The following is a 13,520-nucleotide window of genomic DNA, read 5'->3' on the forward strand; positions in this document are numbered from 1 at the left end:
CTTTAAAACATCATATAAAGGCAGGGGACTTGACTATGGTTTATGAAAAAGGATTTATACGTTACATCAAATTCGGTGAGATTGAAATTGTTCGAATGATTAACTATCTCTTGCGTGATGCCAACTGGGGCACAGTACCTATGCGCATATTCAATGAAAAAATAAAATCTAATGAAAATAGTTTTAGCATTGAATATGACATGGAATGTAAACAAGGTAACATTGACTTTTTATGGAATTGTCATATAGAAGGACATACAGATTCAAGTGTTGTTTTTAAAATAGAGGGAGAAGCAAATAGCGATTTTCTTAAAAATAGAGCAGGGTTTACCGTGATGCACCCTATCGAAAATTGCAAAGGTAAACTGTGTAGTATTTTGCATTCTGATGGCAAAACGGGAATTTATAACTTTCCAAAATACATTTCTGCCAAACAACCCTTTTTTGATATCCAATCCATGCAATGGAAACCTTCTCGGGCTTCGCAAGCAAAGCTTTTTTCGAAGGTGATGTATTTGAAACCGAAGATCAAAGAAATTGGACAGACGCCAGCTATAAAACCTATTGCACCCCATTAAGTCAATCATTTCCAAAACCGCTTAAAAAGGGTGATAAGGTATCCCAGATGGTTAAATTGATTTTCGATGCTGATGAAGAAACGAGTGCTATACCAGTCACGGAAAATTACTTCAACTTAGATGTTAAGAAAAGTATTGAAATACCTAAGATAGGTTCTGTTTTTAATAAACTACCTCATGATTATAAAACCATCTCCCGTCTCAATCAATTGAATTTAGATTTTCTACGAATTGAATTGAAAGTTGAAGAATGGGATGCTCAATATTTGAAAATGGCCGTAGCCGCTGTTAAAAGTGTAGATTGCACCTTAGAAATCGTATTGTTTTTTTGCAAAACAATCGAAGTTAGCTTCGTTGAAAAATTAATCCCGTACAAAGATACTATCTCGAGGTTCCTTTTATTTTCGCTTCATTCAAAAACTACTCCAAGTAATCTTATCGAAAAAATAGCACCGGTATTACGTAAAAAATTCCCAAGAAGTAGGATTGGGGCGGGAACCGATGCCTTCTTCAAAGAATTAAATGATTATCCGGTATTTTCCATGGAGAAAATCGACTTTTTGACATTTTCGGTGAATCCTCAAGTACATGCTTTTGATATAGATTCAATAACGGAAACGCTACAGGCGCAAACAGATGTGTTGGAAACCTGCAAACATCTTTACAATGGTAAAGAAATTGCCGTGGGACCAGTTTCACTTCATATACGGTGGAACCCCAATGCTACGGGAACGGATACTACCAAAAATACTATTGCAACTTTCACGGAAAAACTAGATTCTAGACAAATATCTTTATACGGGGCTTCTTGGTTAATGGGTAGTTTTAAGAATTTATCCGAAAATGGTGCCAAAATCATTACTTTCTTCCAAACTTGTGGTAAGCATGGCTTAATGGTTAATGACGAGGATAAATGGCCTTCAGTATATCAAGTTCCTTTGAATTGTGTATACCCAATGTATTTGATACTTTGGGCTATACTGAAAGACAATGAAATTAAAACCATAATCCCATTAAAAAGTTCAAAAAAACTTGTTTTTGATGGTATTGCGTTTTCTAATGAATCAGATACAGTAACATTATTGATTTCAAATTATACCAACCAATCAATTTCAATTGTGCACCCCAAGAAGAAAAGTATTCAAATTTGCTGGATTTTGGATGAATCAAATATTTTGGAATACATGAAATCTCCTGAAAAACTCCAATCTTACGCGAAGAAATCACATATTAATAAGATAGATTTGCCTCCATTCGCTATTGGCCTCTACAAAATGATGTAGTGCTTCGAAGAATTAAAAATTAACCCATTTGTTTATACGATAAGTCTTGCCTATATTTTGTCGGGCAAGTACCTACAATTCTTTTAAATTGTTTATGAAAATTGGAAAGATTATTGAAACCACTAGCATAACAAGCTCTGGTTACATCATGGTTTCCCTCTTGTAACAACCTACAAGCATTAGCAATACGTATTTCGCTTAGGTATGCAAAGTAGGTCTTTCGTGTATGCGCTTTGAAAAAGCGACAGAAGGCTGCTTTTGAGTAATTGGTTAAATCGGCTACTACGTCAAGTGAAATGGATTCTTGAAAATTATTTATTGTATATTGATATACCTTATTTATTTTTTCAGAAGACTTCTCATGAGAATTGACAATATAGTTCACTGAATTAAAGTAACGATACTCATTTGATCGGGCAAGCTCGTCTAAAATCGAAAGTAGCTCAATAATAGCAGTGGTTCCCTCAAGCAACCTTAAATTGATAAATCTTTTTCCTATCTTTTTTTAGTGTCTCCTAAAAAGCGAAGTCCCTTTGACGCTCTGCGGATAAGTTCTTCAATATGCATAAACTCCTTTACACTAAAAAATGCCTCTCCTAAAAAGTCTTTTTTAAACTGAACCACTATGGCTTCTGGTATTTCATGAGGGTTATTGCCATAATATTCCTTATCCCCTAATCGCGTGTGGGGTAAATTTTCACCGCACATAATCAATTCTCCCTCTTCGATGCCTTCAATGCTGTTGCCTATATAGTCAGTACCTTTGCCTTTAATACAATATAAAAGCTCTACCTCAGGGTGATAGTGCCATGGTGTGGCTAAAGCTCTATCGGTCTTAATGACTAAAGAATTTTCGAGAGGCGGAATAATTTTTAAGAAGTTGGGCTTCATTCGATTATCGTTGTATGTTAAATATACACTTTTTATATCGCTTATCTATTTAAGCGCAAATATAACATCAACGTAAGCAAAAATAGATGCTGCATTGAATACCTATATTTGCCTAATTTAGAATGCTAAAATCTACCATAAGGGTTCTGTATTTTAGAAAAAGTGAAATTATGGCGGGCAAAATAGATGAAAAACACAGTGAGTTGATATATGACCCAAGGTACCCATCTATAGATGATCTTAGAAAAAAAGCTAAAAAACGGATTCCAAAATTTGCTTTTGAATACCTCGACGGTGGCTGTAATGAAGATGTTAATCTTGTAAAAAATACTAATGAGATTCGCAAGGTTGAGCTAATTCCTCGATATTTATTAGACCCCTGTAAAAGCAATCTCAAAACTACCCTTTTTGGCCATACCTATGACGCTCCATTTGGCATTGCACCTGTAGGGTTACAAGGCCTTATGTGGCCAAATTCCCCAGAAATACTGGCCAAAGCTGCGTTTAAACATAATATTCCATTTGTTTTAAGTACTGTCTCCACTAGTAGTATTGAACGCATTTCCGAATTAACCGAAGGTAATGCTTGGTTTCAATTATATCATCCAAGCAAAACAGCCTTACGAAATGATATTCTGTCACGTGCCCAAGCTAGTGGTTATAATGTTCTGGTCATTCTTTGTGATGTACCTACATTCGGTTATCGCCCAAGTGACATTAGAAACGGTCTTGCCATGCCTCCAAAAATGTCGGTCAAAAACGTTTTACAAATACTAGGAAAACCTAAATGGGCATATGATACTCTTATTCATGGCCAACCGAACTTCGAAACACTGCAAGCCTTATATGCCTAAAAATTTGAATTTAAATCAATTAGGCCAATTTATGGATGATACTTTTTCTGGTAAACTTTTCGAGGAAAAAATAAAACCTATACGGGACATGTGGAAAGGCAAATTGGTTTTAAAGGGCGTTGCAAGTGAAGGGGACGCCCAAATTGCCTTAAAATTAGGACTTGATGGCCTAATAATTTCTAATCACGGTGGTAGACAATTGGATGCGGGCGAATCGACTATCGCGCCTTTGACAAGAATAGCAAAAAACTATGGTGATAAAATTACTATTATGATGGATAGCGGTATTCGTTCAGGCCCTGATATCGCAAGATGTCTTGCGAGTGGTGCCCAATTTACTTTTATGGGTCGTTCTTTTATGTACGGTGTATCGGCCTTGGGTAAAAAAGGAGGCGACCACACTATATCTATCTTAAAAAAGCAGTTACAGCAAGTTCTAGAACAATTGGGCTGCAATAACATATTAAATCTTACAAATCACTTATGCGAAAAATAACACGCTGTAGTTTTTTGTGTGATTTTAGGATTAGCTGAATTTTTACTTTTTTGCGTCTATTTTATTATTTTTTTAATCTCGATACCTTGTAAAAACGTACTAAATGAGAATGATAAAAAGTTACTGGTGCATAATAGTATTGCTAATGGCATTTATTGCTTTTAGCTGTCAAGAAAAAACAAAAAAATCTAACGATGGAGTAGGTGAAGACAGTTTCTTAAAAAGTGTCGAAAATGAAGACGACGGTACAAATGTGGTAATACCTGGGGAACGTTTAGACTACCTTTCATTTTCGCAGAAGCCAAAAGAGATTGAAGAATTAATTGAGGCTTCAATGGCACATCAACCCAAAGTAACTTCGGAATAAAATCATTATTAACCAAATGGTAACCGATTCACTATTTTGTTTGTTAAACGATATGGTTTTGACAGATTTTGAGATACGAATGTGATAAAAAACTAGAAGGTTCTAAAAATTTCTGTAGGCTCAAAATTCCATTTTGATGCTTTGTTGATGCCCAAAACCCTTCAAAAAAAGATGGTCTTCGTAAATTTTAAGTATCCCATACGAAGCAATGGGTGTGTCTACCATGGCAAATATTGTAAGGTAGTGTATGCCGTTTTTAAGTTCATAAGCCCCTTCATGATTATGACCATTAATATAAGCAACGACATTATTGTAATTTTCGAGAATGACTTGAATTTCATAGTTGTTCCACAAGTTGTGTATATTGTTATTAGGAAGCAAAGGCATATGTGAGAACAGGATTACTTTTTGCTCTAAAGTGGCTGCTTTTTGAAGTTCTTTTTTAAGCCAGTTTTGTTGTTTTAATCCTATGGCTCCGTTCCAGTTTTCGCGGTTGGCTTTTGACTTCGTATTTTTAAAGTAATAGTCAATCTTTTTTTTGAAGATTTGTAAAAACCTTTAGAATAATAGGCATATTCGTTTGCGTCTAAAACAATAAAACGCCAGTCCTTTTTCACATAGGAGTAGTAACTGTCTGGCATTCCCAGTTTTTGGGGCAGTTCTGCTACACGTGCCGAATCAATCCAAAACTCATGGTTGCCTAGTAATTGATAGTTTTCAATAGCGCCATTGAGTTACTTATATCTAGGGAGAATTGAATCAAAGCTTTCTATATTGGTATCGATTACATCGCCTAGAGTTTGCACGGCATTTACATGATAATAGTTGAACGTATCAATAGCTTGCTCAAGTTTCCAAAGCGATTCATTGTAATGACGTTTGCCTTTTGTGGGTTGGTTAGCATATTGTGGGTCCGCAATGAGTCCTATCTCCAGAAATGGAGTTTCTTTTTTACAGGCGTTAAAAAAGAGACAACAGATGATGAGTAAGAACCAGAAAAAATATGCTCTAGAACTCGATTTAAAAAATATCATCAGAGCTGTTTTTTGATTACTTTGCACCATTTTTAACTTCATCAATTTACTCGATAATCGAGATTTAAAATGCTCCGACGCTTGCGTCGAAATCAATGTTAGTTTCCCTTCTAATGCCTCGCGGGCTTGCCCCGAGGTTATTTCTTCATTTTTACCGTTATCGGCCATCCTTCAAACTGTTTAGCCTCCTTTTTAGTTACATCAACATAGCGCGGCCAGCATTCGAAAGTAGTTGTTCTGTCTTTTTTACTAAAACGGATTAAACCATACCCCCCGCCTTTTGAGTTGCTCTCTGGGTTGACATAGGCCATCATACTGATTTTGTTATTGAAACCATCAAGGTAATCCCCTGTCCAAGGGAGAGAAGTGTTTAGATTGGGGTTGACGCCGGCTTTCTCGTCTTCTGGCCACCACCACCTACTATAGTAGTCATTGACAATTGCGGGTACAACAAATGACCAAGGGCCATCACCAAATTCGTTGATTCCTTGCTTGATTACTGTTGCCAAATGTTGGTCGCCAGCGATATGTATAGCACCTGCTTCTTCAATTAACTCTAGGGCTTTTTGACGCCCTGTCTGAGGCCAGCCGTTAGAATCTAAATCAGCATGAAGTCTATTTTCTTTACTGCCGTGAATGTGAGCACCACCACAGAATCCGGTTTGGGAGAGTACTGCTTTCAGCCTTTCTGGGTTTTGGGAGCCCCAATTTTTTAAAAAATGAAGCTGTCGGTCACCCAACAATTTTAGTCCAGGTATATCAATCGAGCTTGGGTCATATTCTGGGTTGCGGATATGGTCGGGTCGAGGACCCTGTTGCGGTATTTTACCCTCAGGCCCTGATTTGAATTTGCGATCTTCGATAATGGCGAAATCTACTCCACCTAAAACCAGATTGGTATAATATACTCCAATGCCTTGTTCAATGGGCGTTGGGTCATAAGGGTCGGGTAGGTGAGCGGTTTGGCAGCGTTCTACCATTTTTACATATTCATGATGGTATTTATAACCACCATCGGGACTACCCTCTGTTTTAGAAACCTTACCGTTTTCACCCCAAAGATTCCCCTGACCGATATCATGATCATCGGGAATCGTGATTGCGGGTCTATTTCGAAAAGTCTCGCGAAACTGGAGTCCAAACTTCAACCAAGCCGCAGTATGTTCGGTATGGTCATATGATTGGTCTCCAGCAAAGAATATTAAATCAGGGTCTTGGTGATTTATATTTCTTACATAATTTTCTCGCATACTACGGTCTTTGTTAGAATTGCATGAAAGTGCAGCCAGCACAATTGTTTCTTTCTCTTCAGGATTTTTGCGAACCATCCCTTCATATTGAGCTTTTTTACCATGTAGAATACGATATTTAACATCTTTTGAGTCATCCCAATTATTAATTCGAAACAGAGCTGACCAGCCAATGTCGTTAATGGTTTGGGTTTGGGCTTCTTTCCATATGCCATTCTGTTTTAATTCAAGGCGTACCTCTCTTGTTTCTTCTGGAAAGAGCGGGTATAACTGGGCACTTAGTTTTAAGGTCTCGTTTGAAACGGTATAGATGCCAAAGGCGATAACACTATCGCGACCTACTTTTAAATTTATTATGGAATTGTCGGCCCTGTTCCACCAATCATTGATTGCCAAGGTATCTACATCTGAGAAAGGAGAAATTAATGGAGGCTTCTGTTCTTTTGACTTTTCAGACTTTTCGGCGCAACCTAAACCTAATATCACTAAAAATGTAAAAATGTATTTCAATGCTTTTTTCATGCCAATTGATTTTATTTTTTTTGTAATCTAATTATTCTATTCGTTGATTTTCATAGCTCGCAATTCATTGTTTTTAATGGTAGCTTGGTGCTATAAAAAAACAAAATATGATATTCAACCGTACTTTAATTTGTGTCTGATTAGAATCAAATTACTTTCCTAATGGAAATTCGTATGATTTTGTGCGTGCTTCATTAAAAATTCTCCTGATGTCCTTCACTATATCAGGATGCTTATCAGCAATATTAATGGTTTCCGAAGGGTCTTTAGAAAGGTTATATAATTCGATACTATTATCATTATTTTCTTCAATATTGTAGCGAACTCCTTTCCAATCTCCTTTACGTACCGCTTGTCTTCCTCCATGATAAGAAAACTCCCAATATAGATATCCGTGTTGTGTTTGGTCAGCTTTTCCTAAAAGCGTTGGCAAAAAGGAAATGCCATCAACATTTTTTGGTTTCTCAAACCCTGCTATATCAGCAATTGTTGGTACTACATCCCAAAAAGCTGAAAGATGCTGTGTAACTGTTCCTTTTTTAATTTTCCCTTTCCAATTTACGATAAATGGTACCCTAATACCTCCTTCATACAAGTCCCTTTTTATACCTCTTAGCCCACCAGAACTGTTGAAAAATTCTGGATCTGCTCCTCCTTCTGCATGTGGGCCATTATCACTTGCGAACATAATAATGGTGTTTTCCGAAATACCTAGCTCTTCAACTTTGTCTACTATTTGCCCAACATAGACATCTATTCTTTGAACCATTGCGGCAAAAACAGCTTTTGGTGTCTCTTGCGTACAATACTTAAAATACTCTATTTGAGGGCCATAGTCTGATGTATAGTTATCTGCGGTTTCTAAATGCGGTTTTTCTGGAAATTTCTCTTGGTATATTTCTAGAATGGAATCTTTTGGAGAAATCAGTTCGGCATGAGGTAATACTAATGGAACATATGCAAAAAACGACTTATCTTTATTTTCCTCAATAAATTTTAAAGTCTCTTTTTGAATGATGTCTGGGGCATAGGTTTCTTTGTTCGTCCAGTCATTTCCTTCTAGGTATTCTTTTTTCATTGCGCCAAAGATAAGGGGGGTAATACCGATGAGCCATTTTTTGATCGTTGTACCCATAAAAAAGTTCAAAACCTTGTTTATTAGGGTCTCCTTCAGAACCTACATAGCCTAGACCCCATTTTCCAAAAGCAGCTGTCTTATAGCCAGCCTGTTGTAATAGTTTCGCTATTGTGATAGTCTGCTTGGGTAATGGCATCTGCCCTCCCGTTTTTATTTCTCTATTTCCGCGAATGGGAGTGTGACCTGTATGTTGCCCAGTCATCAAAGATGATCTGGAAGGAGCACATACGGTTGAACCGCTATAGTGTTGCGTAAATTTAATTCCATTGGCGGCCATTCGATCTAAATTTGGGGTGTTTATTTTTAATTGGCCATAGGAAGCTAAATCACCATACCCTAAATCATCCGCCAATATGTAAATGATATTGGGCTTTTTAATTGGTTCATTAATTTGTTTCTTTTCTTTTTTCTTTTGGCAAGAAGCAATTGACCCCAGTAGAATTAAAATACATAAAAGACGACCAATAGTTTGCTTCTTTAACTGATCTTGAAAAGAATAACTCCGAAAATAGCTTGTGTACATAATTATTATTTGTAATCGTTAAACCAATTTAAAAATACTTACGATAGAAAACACTTTTTTACTTTTATTATGTCTAAATCATTTCTTAACCTTTAAGATGAAACCACCATTGGGTAATACATTTACATTAATGGATGTATCCTGTTTTAGTTTTAATATGGTAGTATTAAATTCTTGTGCAGTAGGTCCGTCAGAAATCAATTCTGCCTTATGTTCTTCTTTAGAAAGAAAAGGTAGTTTGAAACTCATTTGCTTCTTTTTATCCTCTCCATTGACACCAGCAACATACCAAAAGTCTCCATGTCTTCTTGCTAAAACCATTTCTTTACCAGGCCAACCTTGAACATATCTTGTTTCATCCCATACTACGGGCACATTCTTTAAAAATGTTTTAGGGGCTTTGGGCAACAACCTATATCCTTCTATAGCATCAGCAAAATGCAATATTCCTGATTCGAACAATACAGACAGTGCTAGTTCATGGCCATAGGTTGTTATGTGTGGGTACTCCATATTTGTAAAAATAACCGGCGTATAATCCATAGAACCTATAACATTTCTGGTTACTGGAAGAATTGTATTTTGAATAGGAGCATTCTCTGGGTAATTTTTGTTGAACGTATAGCATTCTGCTCCATGAACACTCTCCATGGTCAATAAGTTTGGATATGTATTTGACAGTCCTCTAGGTATGGTACACCCATGAAAGTTGACCATTATTTTATGTTGCGCAGCATCTTCTAGAATTTCAACATATTGGTTCATTATTTTTGGTTTATCGCTTTGAAAAAAGTCTACTTTTATTCCTTTCACTCCCCATTTTTGCAATTTCCTAAAAGTTGCTTTTCTCTTTTAGCAATATGCATTTTATCTCGTACTTCTTCTGTAACTGTATTGTGGGGACCTCCAGAATTGTACCAAACAAAAAGGCCTATTTTTTTTCTTTAGCATAACGGGTAAGTTTTTTTAAGTTTCCACCTTTCATCATATTCCAATTTGCATCTACCAAAGAATACTCCCAACCCATCTCAGCGGCGAAATCTATAAACTTCTTTAAAGTTTGATAGTTTTTCGGACTGTCATGATCGGAAAGCCAGCTCCAGGAAGCGCGTCCTGGTTTTATCCAAGAAACATCTTTTAAATTGCTTTCAGGAGATACTAATTTTACAATATTCGAGGACGTTATTGTATTTAAATTGTCACCTATTATGGCTATACGCCATGGCGATACCCAAGGAAAACGCTTTAAGGTTGCGTTTGTTTCATAAAGTCCTTCTGCTTCTTTCTTTTCTGGCAAACGTATGGTGTATAGACCTTCGTCGCAATTTTTATTTAAATGAGCTCCATAAAAATTTCTTCCTAAATCTGCTTCAGTTAATAAGACCCATGCATCTTTTGTATGAAATAGTGCAGGGAAAGCCCAACCATTTTTTTGGTGATTCTTTGCCAATGGCTATTTCGTTTTGATAAGGCATTTCATATCCCGGTGTCCATTTTGTAACATCGTCATACGGTTGTATCCACGCTTTTCCTTCTGGTAAGTTAAATCCTGTTTTTTCTCCTGAGATTGTTATTTTTTTATTCTTGGCATTGGGAAGTCTATACCTAAAAGCCACTCCATCATTGTAGACGCGTAATATTACATCTAAGGGGTTTTCGTTTATCATAAAAGTTACAACCAGCTCATTCGCTATGTTATGAAGTGATAAAGCTTTGCCTGTTAGTGTTTTTTGCCGAGCATTTATGCGATGGGGGCTGGCTTCTTCAAGGAAAGAAGCATTGGTAGAATAGTCTATAGTTTCAGTAAGAATGCCCAAAGGCGAGTCTTCAATAATTTCTTCAAAATTTCCATTTTTCTTTAACGAAACGGTATAGGAAAGCTGTTTCTCTTGTAGAAACAACTCCATTTTAAGATTCTCGTTAACAGAAAACACTTCCAGTGCTCTTTTGTTTGAGCATTAATGTTAGAAACAATTGCAACGCAAGAGGCTGTTAACAGCAATAATTTTGTACGAAGTATCATTTTAGACTTGATTATTTATGAAATTATTTAGACTTTTTTAGGCTTGGCTAGGTTGACTTTGATGCTATTTTTTGACAATGAATTCGTCATATCGAATATACTTTTCACCTGCCAACACCTTTGTTATAAAATTGGTAATAAGCTCCTGATTTTTATTAAATAACACACCCGCGTAATATGCATGACCGCCTCCTTTAAACGTACTTAAGTATACCGTACTATTCATATTTTCGAGATGCTTTGCGATAGAATGAGAACCAAAAAACATAAGCCAACCGGTAGCATCAGATGCGCAATAATGGTGAGCAGCAGTTTTATATGGAACAACTGGATCTTCATCTCCATGAAAAAACATTGCGGGAATTTGATTTTCTGAAGTAATAAGGTTCAAATCTATTATTGCCCCTGCTCCGGCTATTACACCTGCATATTTAAAGGTTGAAGACAGGTTGTGCTTATAGTGTTGCATTTTATCCCTATTCCAAAATGCTGCATGCAGTGCTGCCTCTGCACCAGCACTTCCCCCAGATATGAATATTTTGGTCGTATCAACATTAATTTCTTGCGCTTGCGCTATAAGATAGCTGGTTGCCAACCAAGCTTCACTTGCTGCAATCTGAATTGCTTTAATCTTCTCTGAAGTTATACCTTTACAACTAAAGTTTTTATCAGCCATATAAAGGGTATAATCTATTGTTGCGCAGGCAATGTTGTTTTTTGCTAAGTGTTTAGCCAAATTATGCCCACTTTTTTTATCGCCAGAAGAAAACCCTCCTCCATGTATAAAAAGAACCAATGGTGTCTTTACAGAATCAGCAACAGCGGGTTTAAACAAATCTAGTTTTAAACTAGTAGAATCGTTTAAAAAATAGGTTTGGGTGTCAAACTCTTGAGCATTGCCGTAAAACCCTAGTAGTATGCTAATTAATAGCAGCATTCTATTCTTTATCATAATTATTTCGTATTCGGTTATAATTAGTTGGTTAAAGCATTATGAAATCACCTTTTTGATTTTCTGTTTAGAAATTCTGAGTAGTCTATACTTGTGAAAATGATACAATCATATTTGTGAAATTTATTAATCTATAGTAAATGTTTTTGCTTTTAAATTTGGAAGCCAATAATTATTTAGTCTTTCGTTATAGGCGTCATGATAACCTTCTTTTACCTGGTGCTGTGCTTTAGGCATTAAAACTAATTCTTTTGCACTTGTTAATTGATTTAGCCCAGCATAGATGCCCGCTGGCGGGCAAACTTGATCGAGAAGGCCTATACCTACCAATACTGGGCATTTTATGTTAGAAATAAAATTGGCAACATCAAAATACCTACTTGTTTCGTGTACCAAAGAAGCATTTCTATTTTTAGTATTTGTATACCAATTAGGCCAGCCACCTTTTCTCCCAATAGTTGGCCCCATGGTATCAAAACCAGCTGGTATTGCAGCTAAAGCAGCAGTAACCTTTGAATGTAAACTTGCCGTAACCAGACTTTGCAGGCCTCCTTGGCTGCTTCCCATTACTACCAATGTCTCACCGTTCCAATCTGGTCTCTCGGTAAGGTATTGTGCAGCTCTATAGCAAGATAGAAACATTCGTAGAAAATAACTTTTTCTTTGTCCTCATTTTCAATAGCGGCATAATGTTTCAATGGTCCTTCTTTTTTCGCCTTATAAAAGTCTTGCTCTCGATCGATGGGTAGGTCATGAGGATTGATGTTAAGTACCAACCATCCTTTTTTTGCTTTATCAATTACCCATTCTGGCTGCAACGGATGAACACCAGCCCATTGTACTATTAATAACGCGGGGAATTTTTCTCCTTTAGTAGGTTTTGCAATTTGTCCGCGAATACTGCTTTGGTTTATATTACACATTTTAATATGAAAGTAGGCTATGTCTTTTTCATTTTCTAAAACTATTTGCTTTAACTGAGTTTGCTTGGGAATTGCGGATAGCTTTTTTATTTTATCAACCCAAAAAGCATCAAAATCTGCAGGCTTTTTTGCCGAAAGAGGAATGTTTTCAGGGTCGGCAATAGCTCCACTTAGTATTTTTTGCCACTCACTTTTGGTTGTCTTCCATCGTATCTCTACTAATACAGCCGAGGGTTCTTTAAACTTATGCTCTATGGTCGCTTTACCTTTTTTCAATACTAGAGGGCCTTCGGAAAGAATTGTTAAAGCTCCTTGTTTTATGGAAAATTGAATCGAATCGATGGCATTTTTCCCTTCATTATGTATTTTCCAACTAGCTGTTTCTCCAACAGAAAAAACACCATTGGTTTTGGTGGGCGTAATGCTTAGCTGCGCATTTGAAAAATAAAACCCACTTAATAGCAGAATAACAAGTAGCGCATTTTTTTTGTGTGTGTACATATAATTAATTTGGTTGCTTTGATTTAAAAACCATTTGTATAATTCAAATGCTTCTCTACAACATAGTGACATTTGTCATGAGTGAAATAGGTTTTTGTGTCTAGTACAAATACTTCAACAGTACTGTAATTTCTAATTATCCTATACTCACTTTGGTATTTCGTTTTTTCTTTACTATAATCTTC

The 13,520-nt window shown here is 36.4% G+C and carries 15 protein-coding genes and 3 pseudogenes; 4 read left to right on the plus strand and 14 right to left on the minus strand.

Features of this window, described 5'->3' with window-relative positions:
- Positions 1-35: 35 nt before the first annotated feature.
- Both AC0L5U_RS00995 and AC0L5U_RS01000 read left to right on the plus strand, forming a co-directional pair.
- Positions 36-583: pseudogene (locus tag AC0L5U_RS00995) on the plus strand (D-apionate lactonase family protein); the annotation flags it as partial.
- Positions 584-625: 42 nt separating this feature from the next.
- A complete protein-coding gene (locus tag AC0L5U_RS01000; RefSeq protein WP_473416132.1) occupies positions 626-1,861 on the plus strand; it encodes a D-apionate lactonase family protein in 1,236 nt (411 codons plus the stop codon).
- Between the two features lie 19 nt (positions 1,862-1,880).
- Here AC0L5U_RS01000 and AC0L5U_RS01005 read toward each other — a convergent pair whose 3' ends face one another.
- A complete protein-coding gene (locus tag AC0L5U_RS01005; RefSeq protein ID WP_473414173.1) occupies positions 1,881-2,246 on the minus strand; it encodes a helix-turn-helix domain-containing protein in 366 nt (121 codons plus the stop codon).
- Between the two features lie 110 nt (positions 2,247-2,356).
- Entirely contained in the window at positions 2,357-2,752 is a 396-nt protein-coding gene (locus AC0L5U_RS01010) for a cupin domain-containing protein (RefSeq protein WP_473414175.1), read from the minus strand.
- Positions 2,753-2,922: 170 nt separating this feature from the next.
- Here AC0L5U_RS01010 and AC0L5U_RS01015 point away from each other — a divergent pair.
- Together AC0L5U_RS01015 and AC0L5U_RS01020 are read left to right on the plus strand one after the other, a co-directional pair.
- Positions 2,923-4,102, plus strand: a pseudogene (locus AC0L5U_RS01015) (alpha-hydroxy acid oxidase).
- A 109-nt stretch (positions 4,103-4,211) separates the two neighbouring features.
- Positions 4,212-4,469: a hypothetical protein gene (locus AC0L5U_RS01020; RefSeq protein ID WP_473414176.1), complete on the plus strand. Its 258-nt coding sequence runs from the start codon at positions 4,212-4,214 to the stop codon at positions 4,467-4,469.
- A 467-nt stretch (positions 4,470-4,936) separates the two neighbouring features.
- Here AC0L5U_RS01020 and AC0L5U_RS01025 read toward each other — a convergent pair whose 3' ends face one another.
- The 12 genes and pseudogenes from AC0L5U_RS01025 to AC0L5U_RS01080 form a co-directional block, all read right to left on the minus strand.
- On the minus strand, positions 4,937-5,110 hold the full coding sequence (locus AC0L5U_RS01025; protein ID WP_473414179.1) for a hypothetical protein: 174 nt from the start codon (positions 5,108-5,110) through the stop codon (positions 4,937-4,939).
- A 93-nt stretch (positions 5,111-5,203) separates the two neighbouring features.
- Positions 5,204-5,671: a hypothetical protein gene (locus tag AC0L5U_RS01030; protein WP_473414181.1), complete on the minus strand. Its 468-nt coding sequence runs from the start codon at positions 5,669-5,671 to the stop codon at positions 5,204-5,206.
- Positions 5,641-7,275 carry a metallophosphoesterase family protein gene (locus tag AC0L5U_RS01035; RefSeq protein WP_473414183.1) on the minus strand — a complete coding sequence of 545 codons (1,635 nt, stop codon included), beginning with the start codon at positions 7,273-7,275 and terminating at the stop codon, positions 5,641-5,643. The genes AC0L5U_RS01030 and AC0L5U_RS01035 overlap by 31 nt, the downstream gene beginning before the upstream one ends.
- 151 nt (positions 7,276-7,426) lie before the next feature.
- Positions 7,427-8,353 (minus strand): sulfatase-like hydrolase/transferase, encoded by a 927-nt coding sequence (locus AC0L5U_RS01040; RefSeq protein ID WP_473414185.1) that lies wholly within the window; start codon positions 8,351-8,353, stop codon positions 7,427-7,429.
- Complete coding sequence (locus tag AC0L5U_RS01045; protein ID WP_473414186.1) at positions 8,325-8,936, minus strand: sulfatase-like hydrolase/transferase; 612 nt, start codon at positions 8,934-8,936, stop codon at positions 8,325-8,327. Before AC0L5U_RS01045 ends, AC0L5U_RS01040 begins: the two co-directional genes overlap by 29 nt.
- A gap of 78 nt (positions 8,937-9,014) precedes the next feature.
- Complete coding sequence (locus AC0L5U_RS01050) at positions 9,015-9,587, minus strand: glycoside hydrolase family 97 C-terminal domain-containing protein (RefSeq protein WP_473416133.1); 573 nt, start codon at positions 9,585-9,587, stop codon at positions 9,015-9,017.
- Positions 9,588-9,767, minus strand: a pseudogene (locus AC0L5U_RS01055) (glycoside hydrolase family 97 catalytic domain-containing protein); the annotation flags it as partial.
- Positions 9,768-9,867: 100 nt separating this feature from the next.
- Positions 9,868-10,386, minus strand: coding sequence for a glycoside hydrolase family 97 N-terminal domain-containing protein (locus AC0L5U_RS01060; RefSeq protein ID WP_473414189.1), 519 nt, complete (start codon positions 10,384-10,386; stop codon positions 9,868-9,870).
- Positions 10,307-10,870: a glycoside hydrolase family 97 N-terminal domain-containing protein gene (locus AC0L5U_RS01065; RefSeq protein ID WP_473414190.1), complete on the minus strand. Its 564-nt coding sequence runs from the start codon at positions 10,868-10,870 to the stop codon at positions 10,307-10,309. Before AC0L5U_RS01065 ends, AC0L5U_RS01060 begins: the two co-directional genes overlap by 80 nt.
- 153 nt (positions 10,871-11,023) lie before the next feature.
- A complete protein-coding gene (locus AC0L5U_RS01070) occupies positions 11,024-11,911 on the minus strand; it encodes an alpha/beta hydrolase fold domain-containing protein (protein ID WP_473414191.1) in 888 nt (295 codons plus the stop codon).
- Between the two features lie 126 nt (positions 11,912-12,037).
- Complete coding sequence (locus AC0L5U_RS01075) at positions 12,038-12,553, minus strand: acetylxylan esterase (RefSeq protein ID WP_473414193.1); 516 nt, start codon at positions 12,551-12,553, stop codon at positions 12,038-12,040.
- Positions 12,481-13,335 (minus strand): acetylxylan esterase, encoded by an 855-nt coding sequence (locus tag AC0L5U_RS01080; RefSeq protein ID WP_473414195.1) that lies wholly within the window; start codon positions 13,333-13,335, stop codon positions 12,481-12,483. Before AC0L5U_RS01080 ends, AC0L5U_RS01075 begins: the two co-directional genes overlap by 73 nt.
- Positions 13,336-13,520: the final 185 nt, after the last annotated feature.

It is taken from the genome of Jejuia sp. G7-7 (assembly GCF_055808955.1).

What these genes read in the sequence shown, in the direction of transcription:
- AC0L5U_RS01000 (WP_473416132.1), top strand. Translation starts at nt 626, where the DNA reads ATGGTTAAATTGATTTTCGATGCTGATGAAGAAACGAGTGCTATACCA.
- AC0L5U_RS01010 (WP_473414175.1), bottom strand. Translation starts at nt 2,752, where the DNA reads ATGAAGCCCAACTTCTTAAAAATTATTCCGCCTCTCGAAAATTCTTTA.
- AC0L5U_RS01020 (WP_473414176.1), top strand. Translation starts at nt 4,212, where the DNA reads ATGATAAAAAGTTACTGGTGCATAATAGTATTGCTAATGGCATTTATT.
- AC0L5U_RS01025 (WP_473414179.1), bottom strand. Translation starts at nt 5,110, where the DNA reads ATGCCAGACAGTTACTACTCCTATGTGAAAAAGGACTGGCGTTTTATT.
- AC0L5U_RS01030 (WP_473414181.1), bottom strand. Translation starts at nt 5,671, where the DNA reads ATGGCCGATAACGGTAAAAATGAAGAAATAACCTCGGGGCAAGCCCGC.
- AC0L5U_RS01035 (WP_473414183.1), bottom strand. Translation starts at nt 7,275, where the DNA reads ATGAAAAAAGCATTGAAATACATTTTTACATTTTTAGTGATATTAGGT.
- AC0L5U_RS01040 (WP_473414185.1), bottom strand. Translation starts at nt 8,353, where the DNA reads ATGAAAAAAGAATACCTAGAAGGAAATGACTGGACGAACAAAGAAACC.
- AC0L5U_RS01045 (WP_473414186.1), bottom strand. Translation starts at nt 8,936, where the DNA reads ATGTACACAAGCTATTTTCGGAGTTATTCTTTTCAAGATCAGTTAAAG.
- AC0L5U_RS01050 (WP_473416133.1), bottom strand. Translation starts at nt 9,587, where the DNA reads ATGGAGAGTGTTCATGGAGCAGAATGCTATACGTTCAACAAAAATTAC.
- AC0L5U_RS01070 (WP_473414191.1), bottom strand. Translation starts at nt 11,911, where the DNA reads ATGATAAAGAATAGAATGCTGCTATTAATTAGCATACTACTAGGGTTT.
- AC0L5U_RS01075 (WP_473414193.1), bottom strand. Translation starts at nt 12,553, where the DNA reads ATGTTTCTATCTTGCTATAGAGCTGCACAATACCTTACCGAGAGACCA.
- AC0L5U_RS01080 (WP_473414195.1), bottom strand. Translation starts at nt 13,335, where the DNA reads ATGTACACACACAAAAAAAATGCGCTACTTGTTATTCTGCTATTAAGT.